At 52.0% G+C, this 19,049-nt stretch carries 17 protein-coding genes; 2 read left to right on the forward strand and 15 right to left on the reverse strand.

All coding sequences use genetic code 11. The features are described from left to right. Positions 1–79: 79 nt before the first annotated feature. From IPN95_20510 to IPN95_20555, 10 genes are all read right to left on the reverse strand, one after another. Positions 80–961 carry a TIGR01777 family protein gene (locus tag IPN95_20510; protein MBK9451751.1) on the reverse strand — a complete coding sequence of 294 codons (882 nt, stop codon included), beginning with the start codon at positions 959–961 and terminating at the stop codon, positions 80–82. A gap of 29 nt (positions 962–990) precedes the next feature. After that, a complete protein-coding gene (locus IPN95_20515) occupies positions 991–1,638 on the reverse strand; it encodes a NeuD/PglB/VioB family sugar acetyltransferase (protein MBK9451752.1) in 648 nt (215 codons plus the stop codon). Between the two features lie 77 nt (positions 1,639–1,715). After that, positions 1,716–3,146: a DUF2851 family protein gene (locus IPN95_20520; protein ID MBK9451753.1), complete on the reverse strand. Its 1,431-nt coding sequence runs from the start codon at positions 3,144–3,146 to the stop codon at positions 1,716–1,718. A gap of 63 nt (positions 3,147–3,209) precedes the next feature. After that, a complete protein-coding gene (locus IPN95_20525; protein ID MBK9451754.1) occupies positions 3,210–3,815 on the reverse strand; it encodes a class II aldolase/adducin family protein in 606 nt (201 codons plus the stop codon). After that, the gene (locus IPN95_20530) at positions 3,812–5,992 is read right to left on the reverse strand and encodes a T9SS type A sorting domain-containing protein (protein MBK9451755.1); all 2,181 of its coding nucleotides are present in this window, start codon (positions 5,990–5,992) and stop codon (positions 3,812–3,814) included. Before IPN95_20530 ends, IPN95_20525 begins: the two co-directional genes overlap by 4 nt. Positions 5,993–6,041: 49 nt before the next feature. After that, positions 6,042–7,898: a T9SS type A sorting domain-containing protein gene (locus IPN95_20535; GenBank protein ID MBK9451756.1), complete on the reverse strand. Its 1,857-nt coding sequence runs from the start codon at positions 7,896–7,898 to the stop codon at positions 6,042–6,044. Between the two features lie 63 nt (positions 7,899–7,961). Next, positions 7,962–8,279 (reverse strand): hypothetical protein, encoded by a 318-nt coding sequence (locus IPN95_20540; GenBank protein MBK9451757.1) that lies wholly within the window; start codon positions 8,277–8,279, stop codon positions 7,962–7,964. A gap of 158 nt (positions 8,280–8,437) precedes the next feature. Continuing rightward, entirely contained in the window at positions 8,438–10,177 is a 1,740-nt protein-coding gene (gene ggt, locus IPN95_20545) for a gamma-glutamyltransferase (protein ID MBK9451758.1), read from the reverse strand. Between the two features lie 2 nt (positions 10,178–10,179). Beyond that, on the reverse strand, positions 10,180–10,866 hold the full coding sequence (locus IPN95_20550; protein ID MBK9451759.1) for a hypothetical protein: 687 nt from the start codon (positions 10,864–10,866) through the stop codon (positions 10,180–10,182). Then, positions 10,863–11,672 (reverse strand): hypothetical protein, encoded by an 810-nt coding sequence (locus tag IPN95_20555; protein MBK9451760.1) that lies wholly within the window; start codon positions 11,670–11,672, stop codon positions 10,863–10,865. Before IPN95_20555 ends, IPN95_20550 begins: the two co-directional genes overlap by 4 nt. A gap of 77 nt (positions 11,673–11,749) precedes the next feature. Between IPN95_20555 and IPN95_20560 the strand changes: the two genes are divergently transcribed. After that, positions 11,750–12,256 carry a hypothetical protein gene (locus IPN95_20560; GenBank protein ID MBK9451761.1) on the forward strand — a complete coding sequence of 169 codons (507 nt, stop codon included), beginning with the start codon at positions 11,750–11,752 and terminating at the stop codon, positions 12,254–12,256. A 12-nt stretch (positions 12,257–12,268) separates the two neighbouring features. Here IPN95_20560 and ddlA read toward each other — a convergent pair whose 3' ends face one another. The 3 genes from ddlA to IPN95_20575 form a co-directional block, all read right to left on the reverse strand. Then, a complete protein-coding gene (ddlA, locus tag IPN95_20565; protein MBK9451762.1) occupies positions 12,269–13,375 on the reverse strand; it encodes a D-alanine--D-alanine ligase in 1,107 nt (368 codons plus the stop codon). 96 nt (positions 13,376–13,471) lie between these two features. Then, positions 13,472–13,939: a hypothetical protein gene (locus IPN95_20570; GenBank protein ID MBK9451763.1), complete on the reverse strand. Its 468-nt coding sequence runs from the start codon at positions 13,937–13,939 to the stop codon at positions 13,472–13,474. Between the two features lie 88 nt (positions 13,940–14,027). After that, complete coding sequence (locus tag IPN95_20575; protein ID MBK9451764.1) at positions 14,028–14,291, reverse strand: hypothetical protein; 264 nt, start codon at positions 14,289–14,291, stop codon at positions 14,028–14,030. 97 nt (positions 14,292–14,388) lie between these two features. Between IPN95_20575 and IPN95_20580 the strand changes: the two genes are divergently transcribed. Then, positions 14,389–14,829, forward strand: a complete 441-nt coding sequence (locus IPN95_20580; protein MBK9451765.1) for a hypothetical protein — start codon at positions 14,389–14,391, stop codon at positions 14,827–14,829. Positions 14,830–14,884: 55 nt separating this feature from the next. Here the strand turns inward: IPN95_20580 and IPN95_20585 are convergent, their stop codons facing one another. After that, a complete protein-coding gene (locus IPN95_20585; protein MBK9451766.1) occupies positions 14,885–16,267 on the reverse strand; it encodes a hypothetical protein in 1,383 nt (460 codons plus the stop codon). A 264-nt stretch (positions 16,268–16,531) separates the two neighbouring features. Next, positions 16,532–18,898, reverse strand: coding sequence for a TonB-dependent receptor (locus IPN95_20590; protein ID MBK9451767.1), 2,367 nt, complete (start codon positions 18,896–18,898; stop codon positions 16,532–16,534). Between the last annotated feature and the right edge of the window lie 151 nt (positions 18,899–19,049).

Consider the following 19,049-nt stretch of genomic DNA (forward strand, 5'->3'; position numbering starts at 1 on the left):
ATTGCGAGCAATTGACGTTCGTTTTGTCCAACAAAGCCCGGAATTGGGAAAACGTGGAGCCCCGGCAGGTGTCCAACTTTCAGGAAAGCAGTTGCTTCAGCGCGTTTCCGATTTCAGGATACTTCCATTGGAAGCCATTTGCCTTGAGCACTTTGGGCTCGACGAAGGCACCTCCCCACAAAACCACGGACATCTCGCCAAAAACCAGCTCCAATACCCACTTTGGCAATCGAAAGAAACTCGGACGGCCCATCGCTTTTCCCAGCGCCTTCGCAAACTCCTGCTGCCGGATTGCATTGGGCGCCACCATGTTGACGGGGCCGTTGATTTGGTCATTGGCAGCAATGAAGCGAATTCCGGCAACCAAATCGTCCAAATGAATCCATGGGAAACCTTGTTTGCCGCTTCCGACCGGACCACCAATGAACAGCTTGTAGGGAGTCAGCATTTTGGCCAAGGGACCGTCTTCCTTGTCCAGCACCACGGAAATACGCATGATTACCGTTCGTGCGGATGTACCGGCAGTAGCGGCCTCCCACTGCTGACAGATCGAAGACATGAAGCTTGTCCCGGCGGGAGAAGACTCCGTCACAGGCGTTTCCAGAAAGTCACCGTAGTAGTTGAATCCCGAGGCAGAGATAAATACCTGCCCTGGTTTGGAGTTCTTTTTCAGGTAGTTTGCACAGGCCGTTGTAGCCTCCACACGGCTGGAAACCAACAGCTTTTTGTAGGCTTCATTCCAGCGTTTGCCGATGCTTGCCCCTGCCAGATTGACGACCACATCCACCACCGGCACCGAATCAGGGACAGCTTTCCCATCCCATTGATGGTGAACAAGTCCCTTTTTCGAGGATTTTCCGACTCCCCGTCCAAGGTTGTGGACTTCATGACCATCCGCCAAAAGGCTTGCAATCAATCGGCCGCCAACAAGCCCGGTACCACCGGTGATGAGATATTTCATTGATCTTCCAATTCAAATTCCAAATCCGGTCAAACCGCCTGCGCTGGATTGCCGAATACTTTTTTGCGTGCGTCAACCGATTTGAGCACCACGGATCCAGCGCCGACCAAACAGCCTTCGCCCAGATGCACCCCCGGATAAATCACGGCTCCCGTTCCAATGAACACAGCGTCGTCGACGGTTACGTTTGCGCCGATGCGCACGCCGGCACTGAGATTGCAATAGCTGCCGATACGGGCATCGGTTTCAACCGTCACCCCGGAATGGAAATGATTCATGTCGCCGATCACAGTATTCGCGTTCACGACCACACCCGCATTGAAAAGATTGCCAAACCCGACCGTGGCGTAAGGCGATTGCCAGCTCAACGGATGGATGGCATTGGCAGAGGGGCGCTTGGCTCTTTTGGACAGCTTCGAATAGACCCGCACGCGCTCGGCGATATCGCCCACAGCGACGACAAACTCCACCCTGCTGTCTTTGAGCACGGCCTTGGCAGCGTCCTCGTCATAGTGACCGACGACGTTGACATCGTTCAATTCCCGAATGTTGCGATCAGGATCGGTCTCCAGGAATCCGAGCACGACATGGCCCATCGCGGTATAAATATCGGCGGCAATCCGTGCTTCGGAGCCCGTGCCGACGATCAAAATCTGTCTTTCGTCTATACTATCCATATTGAGCGCAAATCTAAGGAACAATTACCGAGCGGGAGCAGGAAGAATGCAGCCCGCCCTTCCGTTTTCAAAAAGGATCAAACAGAAGCGCTTGTACATCCCATGGCACGTTTGCCGATTTCACATTCCAAGCATCGAAAGTCCATGCATTGAGTTTTATAGATGCCGATGAGCCCTTGCGACTCAAGGGCGCTTTGTGGTTTCAACCCTAGGTGAACAAACTGCCGCGTGATCTTGTTTTGCTCGGGCGGAATATTTCGGAGCATGGTCAGCAGGGTCCCTTTGCCATCAGACCCGACTTCTGCCTGTGTTTCTTCGCAGCAATCATGCGCTGATCCAAAGCTGGACGGTAATGTTGCAAGATGCTTGGAGTTGGCATTATCCCGCTCACCAAATTGGCCCGGATGCAAGTTTTCAGCCAATATCGCAATGGGGGCGAGGACATTGACCACCACACGTTGCCGCACATCCAAGCCCAGATCGTAGGACGCTTTTCCCGGCGGGGACCCGAAATTGTGTCTGCACCGCCAATATTCCGGGCTGGAAATGCCGTCTTTCAAAAATTGTCTCATGCCGCCGACCGCGATCAACGCTGAAATCGGTTGAAATTGTGCAGCTAGCCGGGCCAATTGGGAAATCCTGACGGTTGGAAAACCGGAGGGGTGCATCCGATGGAATTTGAAGGGAATCGGCCGGACTTCCAGCCTGTGTTTCAAGCGCAGAAAATCCCAACCGGATTTCAAATGGGCTTGGTACTCATCCAACGGAGGGTCTTGCAACATCCCGACAATGCCAAAAAGCAGGGCCTCGACATCGGAAGGACTGTGCACCAGCCGCTGCACGAGCGACCAGGGAGCCGCCACGGCCAATTGTCTGAATTGCATCGCATTGACGGGGCCGCCCATAGCTGCCGCCACCTCCGCCCATATCACATTGGACCAATCGTAATGGGAAGCTTTGAGTTGTGCATGCATCGCTTCAGCCTTGGATGCAAGCCGGGAGAAGCCGGCAGATTCCAGCCACAGGTGGGGAAAGGGAGGCAAATTGGAACTTGCAAGCCCGCTGCAAGGCAACGTGGAGGCCATTGTAGGGGCAGGAGCCGTCACGACGCGGTCTCCAAGACAAAGCTCCGGAATCTCCGTGCCGTCTGCGCGCTTGGCCGGTGCACCCCCTTGAAAGAGGAAAACATGCAGCATGACCGGATTGTAATGCGGATCGACATGGTGCCCGTGGCGCCACCAATCGTCGGCATCGAGATGCAGCTCAATATGCCCGTAGTGACGGGAATCCCCGATTTGCACCTCCGCATCAAGAAAATCGGGACCTTGATTGTGGTTGAGTTTTCCAGGATTGAGTATCCGCAAAGTCTGCCCGGAGACGGTCTTCAATGACTGCCGGTCAAATTGCAGCCCCGCCCATGCGCGGTGCAGGCTCACTTCCCTTTCATACGTTTTGAAATTTTGTGTATTGCCGACAATACCTGCCCTGCCGCTTTTTGTTGCCTCCATGCCATCGCCTCCATTCCTTCATCAACGACAACAAAACTACACAAAATCCCAATACAAAAAGCATTATGCAAACATTTTGCGAAATTCAGCTACGATTTTTTCCATCGCCTCCGGCAAAGACCTTCCATAAACCAAAATTCCCTCCTCGTGTCCCTTCATCGCAAAAATCTGGACAGGCTCATAGCCGGTTTCTTCCAACAGGCGCTTCATTTCCAAGGCCATTTCCGGGGTCCCATAGGCCACTTCAGCCGATGTGCAGGGCGCGGATTCCAACAGCTTTTCCCAAAACGCCAAATGATGAACGTGCAAAATGGCTTGAATTCCAGGCGCGCAGTCGTACAGCATGGCATGGGTCAGACTTTCGGAGGATGCCGCCACAGGTCCTTCGCAAACCAGAGAATTCCGGTGGATGTCCCAAGCGTCCACCGTGCAAAAATGGATGGCCTCCGCAATTTCAATTCCGCCGGTCGAGGTCCCTGAAATGAAAAAACGACGCCCGTCAGGATGACGCATGCTTACGTTCCCGAATCCGATCCCGCTGGGTTCATACTTGCCGATCAAACCCATGGCATAGAGTGCATTCCGGACAGAGATCAGTTCCTCAATGCCCTCCGGCGGGGCTGAGTGTTGCCATTGGCAGTCATACTTGACATAGCCTTCGTCGATCATCGCAACTGAAAACGCAAACTGCAATGACCATTGTCACCGGTAAGCCGGGCGAAATAAATGCCGGATGCAGCACCGGTCAGGTCCAGATTCGCGATACTGACACCACCTCGGTGAAGGTGGGGACTTTCCAACAAACACCTTCCCTGGCTGTCAAAAATCGAAAGTCGATAGACCCCGGGTTGCAAGTCCACTGCCCTGAGCCGGAACAAACCCGCATTCGGATTGGGGAATATTTCAATTTGTGGTTGGTTTTGCGGCTCATCGATGCCGACGCAAAGCGTTACGGTCACTTCATCCCGGTTGGAGCATCCGTTGCTGTCGGTTCCCTCGACCCAGATCAAACCCGGAAGGTAAAGCATGATGGTTGCAGAAGTATCGCCGGTGCTCCAGATTTGTTGACTGAGGCCGGGATCCACCGACAAGATCACGGGAAGCCCATTGCAAAGGACTGTGTCACCACTGATGGCAACGGGCACAGCCGTGGAAGGATCAAGCACGATATCCTGCCCGTTGTCGGCGCTGAAAATGGACGGCATCGTCGCCCTGACGCGCACCCTGTATTGTGTCCCTTGTGCGATTCCTGTCGGAATCGTGCCCGTAATCGTCCCGCCATAGCTTCCTGCAAGGCTTCCAATCACTGTCGGCGAAACAAAACTGCCCATCCCGTCAGACAATTCGAGCAGAAATACATTGGCACTGTCAAAATTGCCAAAGGCATCAAAAGTCACGTCAAACTGATCGGAACTGCAATACGGCGAGCCCGATACCTCCACAAGCGCGACTTCCTGCGCGCGCGTGGCATACTTCGCCACAAAAATATCCGTCGTATGCAAAGTGGAATTGTGCGTCGTTCCGCCCAAGGTCATGGTATCCGAGAAAATGCCGGTAAGTAATACGTTTTGGGCAGGATCCACTGCAAGCCCAAAAACATCGCGCGAGCCCAGGTCACCGGAAAATTCGATGAAATCGAGGATTCCGTTGGAATCGGTCTTGGCAAAATACATGTCGTCCCACATTTGACTTGTCGCTGTATCACCCTGCCAGGAAAAACCACCAAAAAAGTAGCCACCGAGATAAAGATTCTCTTCCGAATCGATTTCAATATCCTGCACAAATGACATGTCAAAACCACCCGCACGTCTTGCCCAGAGGAAATTCCCCGCGGCATCCATCTTACCATAGAAAATGTCAAGTGTATCGTTGCAGATGAGTGTGGTGCTTCCCACGGTAAGCGTACCCGCAAAATTTCCTGCAAAATAACAATCACCGTCGGCACTGACCTTCATCCGGATCACCTCACAATGACTGGGGCCAGAAATTTGCCGCGCAAACAGCACATTTCCATTGGGATCCAATTTGGCGACAAAGCCATCGCTGTTGCCGGTGGCTGTCAAAGGGATTCCGCCAAAAGAAGCTGCTCCCTTGAACCGGCCTCCTACCCAGACGTTTCCATCAGGACCGACATCCGCTGCATTCGCCTGATCGTCAAGCACTCCTCCCAACACGCGGCCCCATTGATAATTGCCAATACTGTCAAATTTAGCCACAAACGCATCTTCACCGCCGACTCCTTGCAAGGTGTCAGTCCCATACCAGCCGTCATTTTTAATGACACCGACAGAATAGGAACTGCCTTGTTCGTTTGGGGCAATGTCCAAGGCCTCGGAAAAATCCGAAGATCCTCCCCCGTTCATTGCCCAACCCCAATGCAATGAATTTCCGGGCCGGATGCGCATCGTCAGGGCATCCCAAGCATGCATGGCAACACGGTGGTTGGGAAACACCACCAATCCATAACCCGCTGCATATACATGACCGTCTGCTCCATACCTTACCGAAAAGGTGCGATCCGTCCCCGTGAATCCCTCTGTATGAACCCATTGAAAATTTCCATAGGGATCCATCTTCGCAGTGTACATGTCCCTGCCACCCACGCTCGTATAGGGTACACCGCCAAAACTGGCATTGTTCCCATAATCCCCGGCGATGTAAATTTCTCCCGTCGGTGAGCAATCCACGTCGATCCCGGCTTCGAAATTGGATGGGCCCTGAATCGTCTTACTCCAGACATAACCCGTCTGCGCATGCAAATTCATCCCACAAACCGGCAAAACGAGACCCAACAAAATGACCTTTTGGCGCAAGAAAAACGCAAAAAACTTGGAAGATGATTTCATAAGGAATGCTTCAATTTCTAGGCAAAAGGTCCTTGGCGGATGTCGAACGTCATTTCAATTTCACAATCTTCTTTTCGCCGACAATGCGATCGCCATCGGTGATCCTCAAGAAATACGTTCCGGCTGCCAATGGGGATGTGGACAGACTGAATCTATTGGTTCCTGACCTGACGAGATCCCTGATCAACGTCTTGACCCTTTTTCCCTCGACATCCCAAATGCTGATATCCAAAAAGGCATCGGCTTCCAATGTGAGCTCGACCGACATCATATCCACTGTCGGATTGGGGTATGCTTTTGTTTCGAAGGCAACATTTGCAGGCACCGGCTCGGAGCCCACGATGAGCGGATGGTGAAATTCTGCGACGCAGGTCCCCGGATCGCGGTTGGATTTACCGAAGGTTCCTGCCATCCAGACGACACCGTTTTCATTGTAGCGCCGCTGCGCGCCGGCATAGTCGCCCCAACGGTCCGTGCCGTTGATGGCATTGATATAGCTGACACCTGACTGTGCAACCACAAGCGGGGAATAACCGCCATTTCCGTCATAATAAATGCCCCCGCAACCCGGCCGCGTGGTTGCGGTCGGACCGGCATAGTTGATGGCAATCAAGGCGTCGTTGTCGGCGGGATTCATCCCCATCCACGCGATCGCAGGGTAACCATAGTCCCCGTCGGGATTCGCGACGATGGTACCTGTCACGGTTCGCGCACCGGTGACATCGGTCACGGTTCCGTGGTACAGTGCACATCTTCCGGAAGCGGTGTCGAGTGTATTTCCGACAAATTGAATGTTGCCGTTTTCAATGAATGCGTCAAGCCAACGCGCATCATTGGTTGCGAGTTGATGGTTAAGTTGCTGCACAGCATTGGGGGGAAGGCTGTATTGCCGGTTGCTAATGCCATGGTCCACAAGAAATTGCGCGCCCGGGGCATTCATCGTATCGGTGATCTCCATGATGAAGACCGTATCATTTCCCAAAGAGAGGTTGCGGTTGCTCATAAAATACATGTTGGGCCCTCCCGGACCCGCACCGGCCTGTACCGGGCAAAGATTCCGAACCGGCCTTCCGCCAAACTGGATGTTGAACCAAAGTCTGGATTCGAGGGAATCACCTGCGTAGGCGTTGTCCAAGTCGATTTGCCAGCATATACTTTGGTTGAATCCGGTTTGCCAGGGCTGATTGTTATAGAGCAAATTTACGGTCAAAAACAGCTCATGCTCCGTCAAAGCCATGATCGGATAGTCTGTCCATAGCGAATCCTGATTGGGGTCCCCGGGCAATGCATAGAGGTTCCAAGTGCCCGTGGGATCATTGGTCTGCGAAAAACCGACGATCACGTAGCTGGTCGAATCCGTGAAACCATTCAGGCAGGTGATCACAAAACGGTCATGAATCGGGTCATACAATGCCCGCGGATCAAACTTGCTGCCGGTGAGGTTCAATCCTGCACTCCAGGCATTCAAGGACAGGTTTCCCAACAGCAATGCACCAAATTCATCGTGCATATAAATGTTGGAATTGATCACCGACACGATTTTACCGCCGTTGGAAATGGCCATATCGTTGTCGTTGGGTACGCCGTTGATGACTTGGTTGGAAATCATTTTGTCTCCAAGCCAAGGCGAAGCAGCGGTACTGTCCACCTTCTGATTGGCATCAGGTTGGCGGTATTTGGCCGCCATTTCGGCCTTTTGATTTTCCAGCCAGGCTTTTTCCGTATTTCCACCGGGAAAAGGAGCTTCGACGCGCACGACCGAGGGATGAAAATCCTCCTTGACCTCGCTCACGTTGACCGTAGCACTGCGCGGCGTCTTGATCATTTTCGAATCGGCCCCCTTCTGCGCCAACAACCCCGGAATCCATGCCGCAGAAATACAAATCAGAAGTACTATTCTTTTCATTCCCCAAATTTTGTGACTGACCATTAAATTAAGAACATTTGCCAAAACCCATTCGACCTACTTTTACTCGACGGCTTTCAGGTATTCAATTTCACGCAAATAATTGATGACACCACCTTCCAGACATTGCTCGATCGGTCCGCAACGGTATCGGTAGTGAACACCTTTTGCCTCCACCTCCTTGCCGACCAGGGCTTCGTATTCGGGCTTCCAATTGTAGCCTGACGCGCCACCTGTGAGGAAATCGCCACCCAAAAGATAGTCTCCGAGGCTACCCAGCCTGCCTTTGGTATGGAACAATTTCCCGCGTGCGACCACGGGGCCGAGACAAGTCTCCTTTCCACCGATTTCATTTGGCTTAGGTGTCGAATCATTTTTCATAGGCACGGATAAAGAATCAGGAGCAATGGAAAATGCCGTTGGCCTGCCAGCTGACCTGGCACTGCAACCTGCAAGGATCGGAAGCAAAACCAAGCAAACAATTCCTCTGACGTTCATAGATCCAATTTCGACAAAATCCCTGAAGAATCCGTGCTTGATTAGAAGCCGCGTGCCACGTCGTCCCTGCGTTTGTCGGCTGCGCCTTCAAGTTTGCCTTCGGGATTGCGCAAAATCGCATCGACACGCCCGATCGGCTCACGTGCGCAGACGCGGTGCCCCATCGCGCGCAAAACTTCCCAGGTTGCCGTCGAAAACGCACTGTCTTCCACCATGATTTCGTCGGGCAACCATTGATGGTGGAAGCGCTTGAAATCCACCGCTTCTTGAAGCGTCATCCCGTGTACGACGACATCGAGAATCACCTGAAAAATGCTGGTCGGGATGGTCGCACCGCCGGGTGTACCCAAGACCAAAAAGATCTTTCCATCCTTTTCCACGATGGTCGGCGTCATCGAGCTCAGCATCCGTTTGCCGGGAGCGATGGCATTGGCCTCGTTGCCGACCAATCCAAAGATGTTGGGAACGCCCGGCTTGGACGAAAAGTCATCCATTTCATTGTTGAGCAAGAAGCCGGCTCCCGCCACCCAAACCTTGCTGCCATAAGGGCTGTTGAGCGTTGTCGTCACGGAAACGGCATTCCCCTCGGGATCAATGATGGAAAAATGGGTTGTTTCGGTCGGTTCAAGTCGTGGATTTCCATGCCGGATGCTGTCGCTTGGCGTTGCACGCTGCGGATCAAAGTCGGCCATGCGCGCTTTCAAGTATGCGGGATCCAACAGGCCTGCCATCGGCACCTTGATAAAATCCGGGTCGCCCATGTACTCTGCACGATCGGCAAACGCCCTGCGTTCGGCCTCCACCATGACATGTATCGTTGGAGCCGCATCGGGGCCCCATTTTTTCAAAGGATGGTCGGCGACCATCGCGAGCATTTGCAACAAAACAATGCCACCGCTGCTGGGCGGGGGCATCGTGACAATCCCGTATCCTTGAAAGTTGCCGCGGAGCGGCGCCCGCCACTTTGCCTCGTAACCATCCAGATCTGCCTGCGTGAGAATCCCTCCACGTTTCATTTCAGCGAGCAGCAGGTCTGCGGTCTCCCCTGCATAGAACCCGGCCCGCCCATGGTCGCGAATGCGCTCCAGCGTGCGTGCAAGGTCCTCCTGTCGAAGGGTATCCCCTTCCCGCCATTCGGAATCCTTGACCAGATAAGCTGTGCCGCCTTTATTGAGTGCTTGAAAATCAGGCTGTTGTTCATTGAGCCATTTGGCTTCATGTGCAGTCGCAGCAAATCCATTCCTGGCCAAATCGATGCTTGGCTGCAGCAATTCGGCCCACGAAAGCCGGCCATATCGCGCATGCAGCGCCACCATGCCGGCAACAGAACCGGGCACGCCCGTGCTCAATCTGCCTTTTTCGCTCAGTTTGGGAATGACCGCGCCTTGTTGGTCAAGGTACATGTCCCGATGGGCAGCCAAGGGTGCCTTTTCCCTGAAATCCAGCGCATTGACTTCGCCATCGGCTTGCCGCAAAACGAGCAAACCACCTCCGCCAATATTGCCTGCGTAGGGAAAACAGACGGCCAAGGCAAACTGAACTGCGACGGCCGCATCGGCAGCATTGCCCCCTTTGCGAAGAATCGCAACGCCAATGTCACTCGCTGCAGGATGGGCCGAAACCACCATCGCCGAATCTGCCAGAAGCCCATGATAATTTCCAAAGCGCGGCTTCACATCGTTGTTTTTGTCCATTGCTATATTCGAAGGAGGACGGTTACATCCAAACCAGCCCAAGGCAGCAACGACAAACATGATTCCTGGGAGGATTTTTTGCTTCATGGTTACTGCGGGCCACTTGCAGTGACAAAATACAGGATGCCGTAGGTGACGATCATTGCAGCTGCCGGGACGTAGGCAAGCAAAACCGTAAGAAGCCAAGTGGCAATCGAGCGCCCTGCGGAAAATCCAAAAAGGACCCCGATGGAACGGATGCGAATGACGATTCCCCAGAGCAACAATGGACTTGCAGCGATCAGAGGCAACCAACCCAGCATGTCGCGGAAAATCCAAATCTCCTTGGGATACAACGCAGATTGGTGACCATTCAACAGGAAACAAACCAGTACAAAAACAGCCCAGGCCAATCCAAAGGACAAGTCGCTCCATGCCACAGCGCACTTTGCAAAAATGGAGGGGACTGACTGACCGAGCCATTTTCCAACGACCCGCAAAATCGCAGAATACAGGTATCCGGCAACAATACCGCCTACGGGACCGACCAACAATACCTGAATCATCACTCCGATGGGATTGGGAGTCACAACCAACCAATCCGGGACCCGCAAGGCTAGCATGAACATGAGTCCCGTAAAAATGAACAGGCGATGGATGTATTCCTCCGGAATGTATTTCCAGGCAGAAACCAATGCTTTGCGGGTTTGCAACCAGATTGAAAACCAGGGATTCACCCGTTCAACAACCGCTTCACGGGCCTCATTTGCCGGTGTTTGAGGAATTTCAGTATTCACATTAATTGTATTCCAGTGAAAAAAGCAACCAAACAGATGACCGTTGCCAAACTTAACATCAAAGATGCCAATCCAGCCAAGAGGGTGCGTGCCCAGTCCAATTCAAAACCTGCACGCAACAAACGCAGCCAGAAATATCCAAATACAAGAAAGAAGATGCATTTGAGGATCAAAAAAAGTCCATCCCATTCCGTCGTCTCGCCTGCACGGCCAAATCCGGTTTGGTCAAGGAAATTCGCAGCCATCCAGACGATGACAGCCATGGGAAAGAAAACCATGGCCAGTTTGGCTAAGCCGCCAAGCACTTGGGTATAACGCATTCTGCCATTTGAAACGGAATCTTTCAAAAAGGCACCTGCAGAATTCAGCCAAGACCAAAGTTGTAAACCATGCCTGAAAAACGGCCGCGAGAACATTCTTCGAATCTTTTCAGGCCCAAGGACCTTGATCCAAACGAGGTTTTTCAAGGGAAAAGGCGGAATCAAGACATGGAACTGAAACCTGGCGGTATGGCGACGATCCAACAGGTTTCCAAACCATAGGCCAAAAAGGCCCATGAGGATCAGCCAAAAAACACCGATCAACGGCCCGAGTATCAATCCTCCGCTTAAAATTCCACCCGTTTCATAGCGGCTTCCGAGGTCAAAAACATCCGCCCAAAACAGCAAGCCCATCGAGCCTGCCAGGATCATGGGAAGAATGGACACGTCATCATTGCCTTGAACAACAAGTGCCTGAAACGTTGCCGAAGGGCGCAGCAGCATTCCCCAAAATGTAACCCCAGAACCAGATCGTTTCGTGCCCATTGGATGTACGGGCGAAGTTAGGGAAAATTCAACAAGCCCATTCCCAAGTATGGCCCGCTTTTTGTAATTTCAAACCCATGAAGACTACAGTACATCAGCCGGCAACGACGGCCTTTGGATTGAACAGCATTCCGAAAATGTTCCTTTTTCTCGCATTTGCCTTCGTTTTTTCCGCGACCGCATTTGCCCAGAATACCGGGGAAGCTTGGGAAGAGGAAGGTGACGAAGATGAGGAAACCCCCACCGAGGAAAAAGCGTTGATCGACGCCCGCCCTGAGAAAAAATCAGAAGTCACCGTGACCCTTAACGGTGAGGTTTTTAAATGGGCAGAGGAAGTACGCATTAAAAAGGAGGACACCCTCCTCATTTCCGTGCGTGACCTTGCACCTGCCTCCCGTGTCGAGATTGTCGCGGAAAAAGGCGGCATCGACCTTTCCAGAAAGGTTTTTTACTCCAACAACCGCGGCGAACTGGACCTTGAGATCAGGATCGGCAACAAAAAGATCAAAGGCAAGGCAAAGCTGATCTACACGCCCTCAGGCGCATCGAAAAAGGAACGGGAAGTGATGATTTTCGTCGAATAGGCTTTTTGAATCCTATTCGAAGGTCATTTCGGTCTTGAGGGCCCGCTCAGCCGCCTTTCTTTCCATCGCCAGCTTCAGAAGTCGGTCGATCAAGTCGGGATAGGCAATGCCGCTGAGTTTCCACAAACTCGGGTACATGCTGATATTGGTGAATCCCGGAAGCGTGTTGATTTCGTTGAGCAACAATTCGCCGCTTTCCGTGAGAAAGAAATCCACCCTTGAAAGTCCTTCGCATTCCAGCACTTGATAGGCCTTCACTGCCATTTCTTGCACACGTTTGACAGTCGCTTCGTCCATTCCCGGAGCTGGAAGCAGTAATTTTGCTCCGTCAGCGTCAATGTACTTGGCTTCGTAGTCATAGAATCCATCCGGCGGCACGACTTCCCCGATCACAGATCCCTTTGGATGGGCGTTTCCAAGTACCGCACATTCAATTTCTCGGCCTTTGATGCCTTCTTCGATCAAGATTTTGGTATCAAAATCGAATGCGAGGTCCACAGCTTTGGCGAGATCCTCCGGTTTACTCACCTTGCTCACCCCCACCGACGATCCAAGTCTTGCCGGCTTGACAAACCAAGGCAGGTTGAGGTGCGCAAGTGCTTCAGGAACAGCTGCAGCACGGTCTTCCTTGCGAAATACAACAAACCCCGCATTGGGAATTCCCGCCTCATTAAACAGGCGCTTGGCAAGGTCTTTGTCCATCGCCACCGCCGAGCCGGCAACGCCTGGCCCGACATAAGGCAAATCCAATTGCTGCAGAAGCCCTTGCATGGAGCCATCTTCGCCATAAGGGCCATGCAAGATTCCAAAGACGACATCAGGCTCGGGCAAGGCCTCCCCGCGCAACAAGTCCAACAAATGCGGACCAATATTGCCGGGCACGATTCCGATCGGGCGATTGAGCGATGTCAGCCGAACGGTTTTGGGATTGGCATCTTGCGCCAGAAATTCGGCTTCGTCCTGCAACTGCCACATGCCATCCTTGTCCACACCGATGAGCATCGGCTCATATTGGCTGCGATCAAGGGCTTTGATGATGTTCATGGCTGAAATCAAGGAGATTTCATGCTCGGCCGATTTGCCGCCAAACATGATGGCGACCCGCTTCGTGGTATTCATGCGTCAAAGTTACAGCAACCTTTGGGTGGGTGTAACGGAGCTTTTGGACAGCTTTCCCTCTGAAACGTGCAAGAAACTGAACGGCCGCAAGGCAATTCAGTAGGTGTAGCTCACGCGGGTGAGCGACGCGCCCGCTGCGTGGATGTCGGCGATCACCTGTCCATTGCCCGGAAACCGGATTTGCTCCAGCGAAAAGCCGATCTTCTCGGCCTTGATGGCTTCACAGGCATCACCATGGGCATTGTGGCCGAGATAAAGATGCGCGACCGGCGGTTTTGTCCGGTCCCATTCGCCATCCCAATACATGTCAAAATCATGCTCCTGACAGCCTCCAGAATATTCAGCTGTCAACCGCAGGCAATCACCTTGCACCATGGCCTTCACCGAAAGCAAGGGATCCTGGAAGGAAGGGCGGCCGCGGCTCAGCTCAGATCCACAAAAGACGACAGGATTTGGATTGACAGGAGGCTTTGGCGGCGTGGTGGCGCCGTCCTTACGAGGTTTGCAAGCACTGAATGAAATGAATAAAGTCGTCAGTAAAATCAAAAAATGGCTCCGATTCATAAGGATTCGATGGAATTAAGGCAATTTACAGTGTTTACAGCCCGTTGCCACCATTGCATCAATTCCACTCAACGAAAAGGTCTAAAAATCAGAATCGCGCCGACAATTTTTTGCCTGACGCGACCCCTGATCGGGCTTTTAAACAAAAGTTTCTTTTATCAGCCGGGGAGCTTTGTGCAGCTTGCCCAACTTCAAGACGCTCCAATTGTCGTCCTTGATTCTTTTCAGCAGGGAAAGTGAATGGTGGAAAATCAGTGAAATTCTCTTCAACGTGCTGACCTTCGAACGCGTTCCCTGATACCAATGTTGCTGTTTTTCCGGCGAACTCAAGGAAGCTTAACAACTTTAACAAGATTCCACAGACTACCCACAGCAACGCGATTTATCCCCAGTTTTTTCCACAGGAAACGCAACTTTTGACCTTCAAGCGGGTTGGAGGATACATGCGAATGTTGTTGAAAACGCCTGTGCGCGGAAATTATAAAAAGGTCTTTGCCGGGTTTGACCAATCCTTGCTGCTGAAACTCACGCCCCCGGGCATGAAAATGAAGTTGACACATTCTGATCCTTCAGATCTTCCGGGAGGGAAAATCAAGATTCAGGTCACTATTTTCGGATTGATCAAGCAGGAATGGGAAAATGTATTCTCTGACTATGAGCTGGGTGCGCAAGAATGCCATTTTGTCGATACCGGCCGAATCATGCCCTTTCCGATCCGATTCTGGCGCCACAACCACCGCGTCCAAAAGGACGGCGAAAATGCCCTGATTCTGGACGATATCGAGTACAAATGCAGTTTTTTTCTGCTGGATTGGCTGCTGTACCCGATTTTATGGCTGCAATTCAAGTACCGGAAGCCGATCTATCAGCGCCATTTCGGAAAGGTTTGAAATAGAAAATGCGGTACCGAGGCACCGCATTTTCCATCTCACGCACTTCGGGAGATTATTTCTTGATGAAGTTGTAGACAAGCAAGCCACCCAACACCACGATCAGGAGGATAAAGCCGATGAATACAAACATGTTACGGCCGTCGCTCAAACCTTCCTTCACTTCATACTGCAAAGCGGTAGCGTCCTCCTTTTGCGAAGGATCCTTGGGAACGAAGCCAAGGATGTCGGAAATGATCTTCTTGTATTCCTCACCCATCACGGAGTCGCCGTTGGCGATGGCATGGTTGCGCATCCCGTCGACCAATTCCAAGCAGAAGTCAAGGGAAACCTGACCAGGCTCAAAAGGAGTGCCGTGACCAATGTTCCGGTGCCAGCGCAAAATGGAATCGGGGGCGGTTCCTCTTGGAGCGACTGCCAAGGCAGGCGGCCATCCTGCAGTCATGTGCATGGACATCATGGAAGAGGAATGGTCACCGACAGGGCCCTGCAAGCGGTATCCCCAGCCGATTTTCTGAACCAACGAGGAAGGGTTGCTTTCATTCCAGATGTTGGTATTGATCCACGATTCGGCGATGGGGGCACCACCGATGACCTTTTGAGGGGTCAAGCCCGGGTCATTGCCCCATTGCAATCCGACAGGAACAAATTTGTCGGCCAAAGTGGTGCCGCGTTTGTGACCTTCAAAAATGTAGGATCCAAAAACCCAGCCATTCACAGCCTCTTTGGCGGCCGACCTTACTCCAAAATCCACTTCGATCAATCGGAGTCTGCGCGGGCGCTTGGGATCAATCGGCTGATCTGCCCCGGTTTCCACGAAAGCTTCCCATTCGACTGCATTGAGCAAGCTTGGAACTTCCGAGGTATCGGCAGTGGTGAAAATCAGTTTGAACCAGACGGATCCGATCGGGAAATTTGCCTTGGTAGGATCCGGCTTATTGGGGTTACACCAGACTTGACCGATGGTATAAGCCGCCTCGGCATTGTAATAGGTGATGGAATAGTTGCGGTGCTTGTTGGTCTGCTTGGAAAACAAGTCGTTTGGAAACGAGGTGCGGTCCATGCGCAGGCCATGTGAAAATTCACGGCCCATATAGCCGTAATCGAGCCAAGGAGCATGGTACCAAGTGCGCACTTTGTTGTTTTGTGCGACCCATTTTGCAGAATCCATGCCTTCAAAGCAATAATCCAACACTTGGCGCATGTATCCACCAGCACCGGCACGGAAGTCACTTTTTTCCCACGGATATCCTGCAGCAGGCTTTGCCGGCAGGGCCTTGGGGTAATCCTGACTGAGCGCAAATGTGTCCAGACCAGTGCCACGCACCCCGGCAGAATCGGAGATATTGTAGCTCCTGAAGGCAAACGGGCCACAATCTTGGGCCTGCACTGCCAAGCCTGTCAACAGGAAGGCCAGCATCAAAAGGGATTTTCTCATGTCTCGCATCAATTTTTTCCGCTTTGCAGGGATTTTTGCCCTGTTTTCAATGGTTTCTTAACCCTTTCATTGGAGAAGGGTCAAAATTACAAATCCAAGGATTGGAAGCAAATTTATACCAGCAAGTTTTGAACAACCATGCAAAATTCATCTCCGATTACACAGTCCTGGAAGTGAAAAGTGAAAAACTATAAGTGAAAAGTGGAAAATAGGCGTTCATACCCTGATGTATTCCCTTTTCATTGCCCATTTTTCACTTTTCACTTAAAACTCAATTCGATACTGCACGACGGGGAAAAATCCGATTTGATAATTGGTACGCAGTGACCGCGACGGAATGTCATAAACGACATTGAGCGGATTTTGAGTGTTGAAGACATTGGAGACATCAAAGGCAAATTCCTGACTCACTTTTTTGCTGTTGAGCCTGACTTTCAACCGGATATCTGTCCGGAAATAATCCTTGAGCCTCTCCGTAAAGGCCTTGTCGGTTTCGTAAACGGCAAAAATGGACGTTTGCGAAGCCACTTCGTCGATCGGTGTATACCATTTTCCACCGGCGGTGGTCACACGGCCATCGATGCCGATCAAAACACGCTTGCGTTTCCCAAGCCGGTATTCGTATCCCCCTAGCAGGCTCAGCGTATGCTGATTGTTGAAAGAAGTGTTGCGCAGGACACCGTCGCTGCCTGCATATTGAGACTGAAACAGCGTCGCAGTTACGAGGAAGTAATATCCTTTGCTGAAGAATTTCTCAAAAGTGAGTTCAAGTCCATAGTTACGGCCCGTTCCTTTGTTGGCCAAACTGTCTGCGACCGAAACGACGTAATCCGAACCTTCGTTGAGCAAGGAATAGGAACTGAGCTTGTTGCCATCCACCGGGACTTTGTAGAGATGCTGATAATAAGCCTCGGCCTTCAACCGGAAATCACGGCTGATGCTCCAATCATACCCCAACACAAAATGGCGGTTGCGGGTGAATCCCAAGTCCTGATTGGTGGTAGTATAGCTTCCGTCCGGATGTTTGGTTTGTATGTAGTAAGCGTACATCGGCTGCAATTGGCTATGATCCCCGTAGGCCAATCCGATTGATTGGCGCGGGCTAAAGGACCATCGCAGGGCAAGCCTTGGCTCCAAAGCCTGCGACTTGTTGAATGTAAACAATTGATAGTGAATTCCTCCCGTCGCGGAAAGCTGTTCATTCAACCGCCATTTCCATTGCGCATAAGGCTGCAAAAGGTAGGAATAGCCTTCCACGCCCGTGAGCGTGCGCCAACCCAGACTCGTATCCGGCTGCAGGCTGTCGTAGAGCGAAAACATCATGCGATCTACGAATACACCTGTTTTCAGCGTGTGGCGGGTGCTGATCTTTGAATTGACGAGAAAATTGTAGCTGAACCTGCCTTGCCACGAGTCGTTGCGGTAAAAGGGTGTCGGTTCCTTGGTGAGGCGATCCACACGATCCACGACCGTACTTTGCGTGGAACCTTGGGTTGACAGTGTCTGCCTCAAGAAGGTATTCTTGCTCAAAAAAATCTGATGCTGCAGCCCGACGACACCGGTATTGGTCCCATAGTCAATGTCATTCCCCGCTGGACCAAAAAAATCCGCAGTGTCGCGCTCGCTGTCCAAAACCAAGGCATGACTCAATCCGCCAATGCCAAAAACGGAAAAAGTGCCGGCTTTTGAGGTTGGAAGGTGGATGTTAAATGAAATGTCTTGGTACTTGGGTTGTGCGCTCGTGCCAAATTTGATCCCCAATTCCTTCATCAGCTCCAACGTCGAATAGCGGTAATTGATCAGAAAGGAAGCGCCTGTTTTCTTCGAAATCGGACCTTCGGCCATGAACTCCAAGCCGTTGAAGCCAAATTGGCCTAGAAATTCGTATTGCTCATCGTTGCCTTTGCGCATTTTCAGGTCAAAGACCCCTGAAAGCGCGTTGCCATATTCCGCTGGAAAGGCACCTGTCATGAAGTCGCTGTTGTCGAGGACGTTGTTGTTCAAGATGCTCACCGGTCCGCCGGTTGTGCCAAACGTCGCAAAATGGTTGGGATTGGGAATGTCAATGCCGTTGAAACGCCAAAGCACCCCGCTCGGCGAGTTGCCCCGGATGATGATGTCGTTGCGGGAGTCATTGTTGGGCATCACCCCGGCGAAGTTGGAGGCCATACGCGCGGGATCGTTCCAGGAGCCGGCGTAGCGACGCGTCTCGTCGATCGTAAATTGCCTGGCACTCAGCAATGCCATTTCATTACGTGCTTCGTCCTTTTTTCCGGCTGTGATTTCGACGGTTTCCGTGGTGATCACCGCCTCGGTCATGCTGATGTTGAGCACCAGCTCATGCCCCATGTTCACGACGATGTTGGGGATCGTGGCCGGCTCGTAGCCTACGTAGGCGGTACGCAAGGTGTACCTGCCCGCGACCACGCCAGTGATCTTGAACTTTCCCTCTACATCCGAAAATGCACCGGTAATCAAGGAATCCCCCCTGAAAAGGGTAACGGTGGTTCCCTCCAATGGCGCCTGCGAATCATGGTCCTTGACCGTACCGCGAATGGTTTGCGTAAATTCCTGTGCCTGGGCTGTGCATCCAAGCACCATCAAAAAAAGAAACAAGATCGTTGTGCGCATCGAATCCAGCATTTTAGCCCCACAAAACTAGTACCCCAAACGATGAAAAATGCGAAAGACGAGCATTTAAACCTTCAGTACACCAAAAATTGTGCGGAACCCAATTCTCCACCGATAGCGGAATGCATGTTGAAAAAATATTCTTGATGAT

The organism is Bacteroidota bacterium (genome assembly GCA_016718825.1).
Lineage (GTDB): Bacteria > Bacteroidota > Bacteroidia > J057 > JADKCL01 > JADKCL01.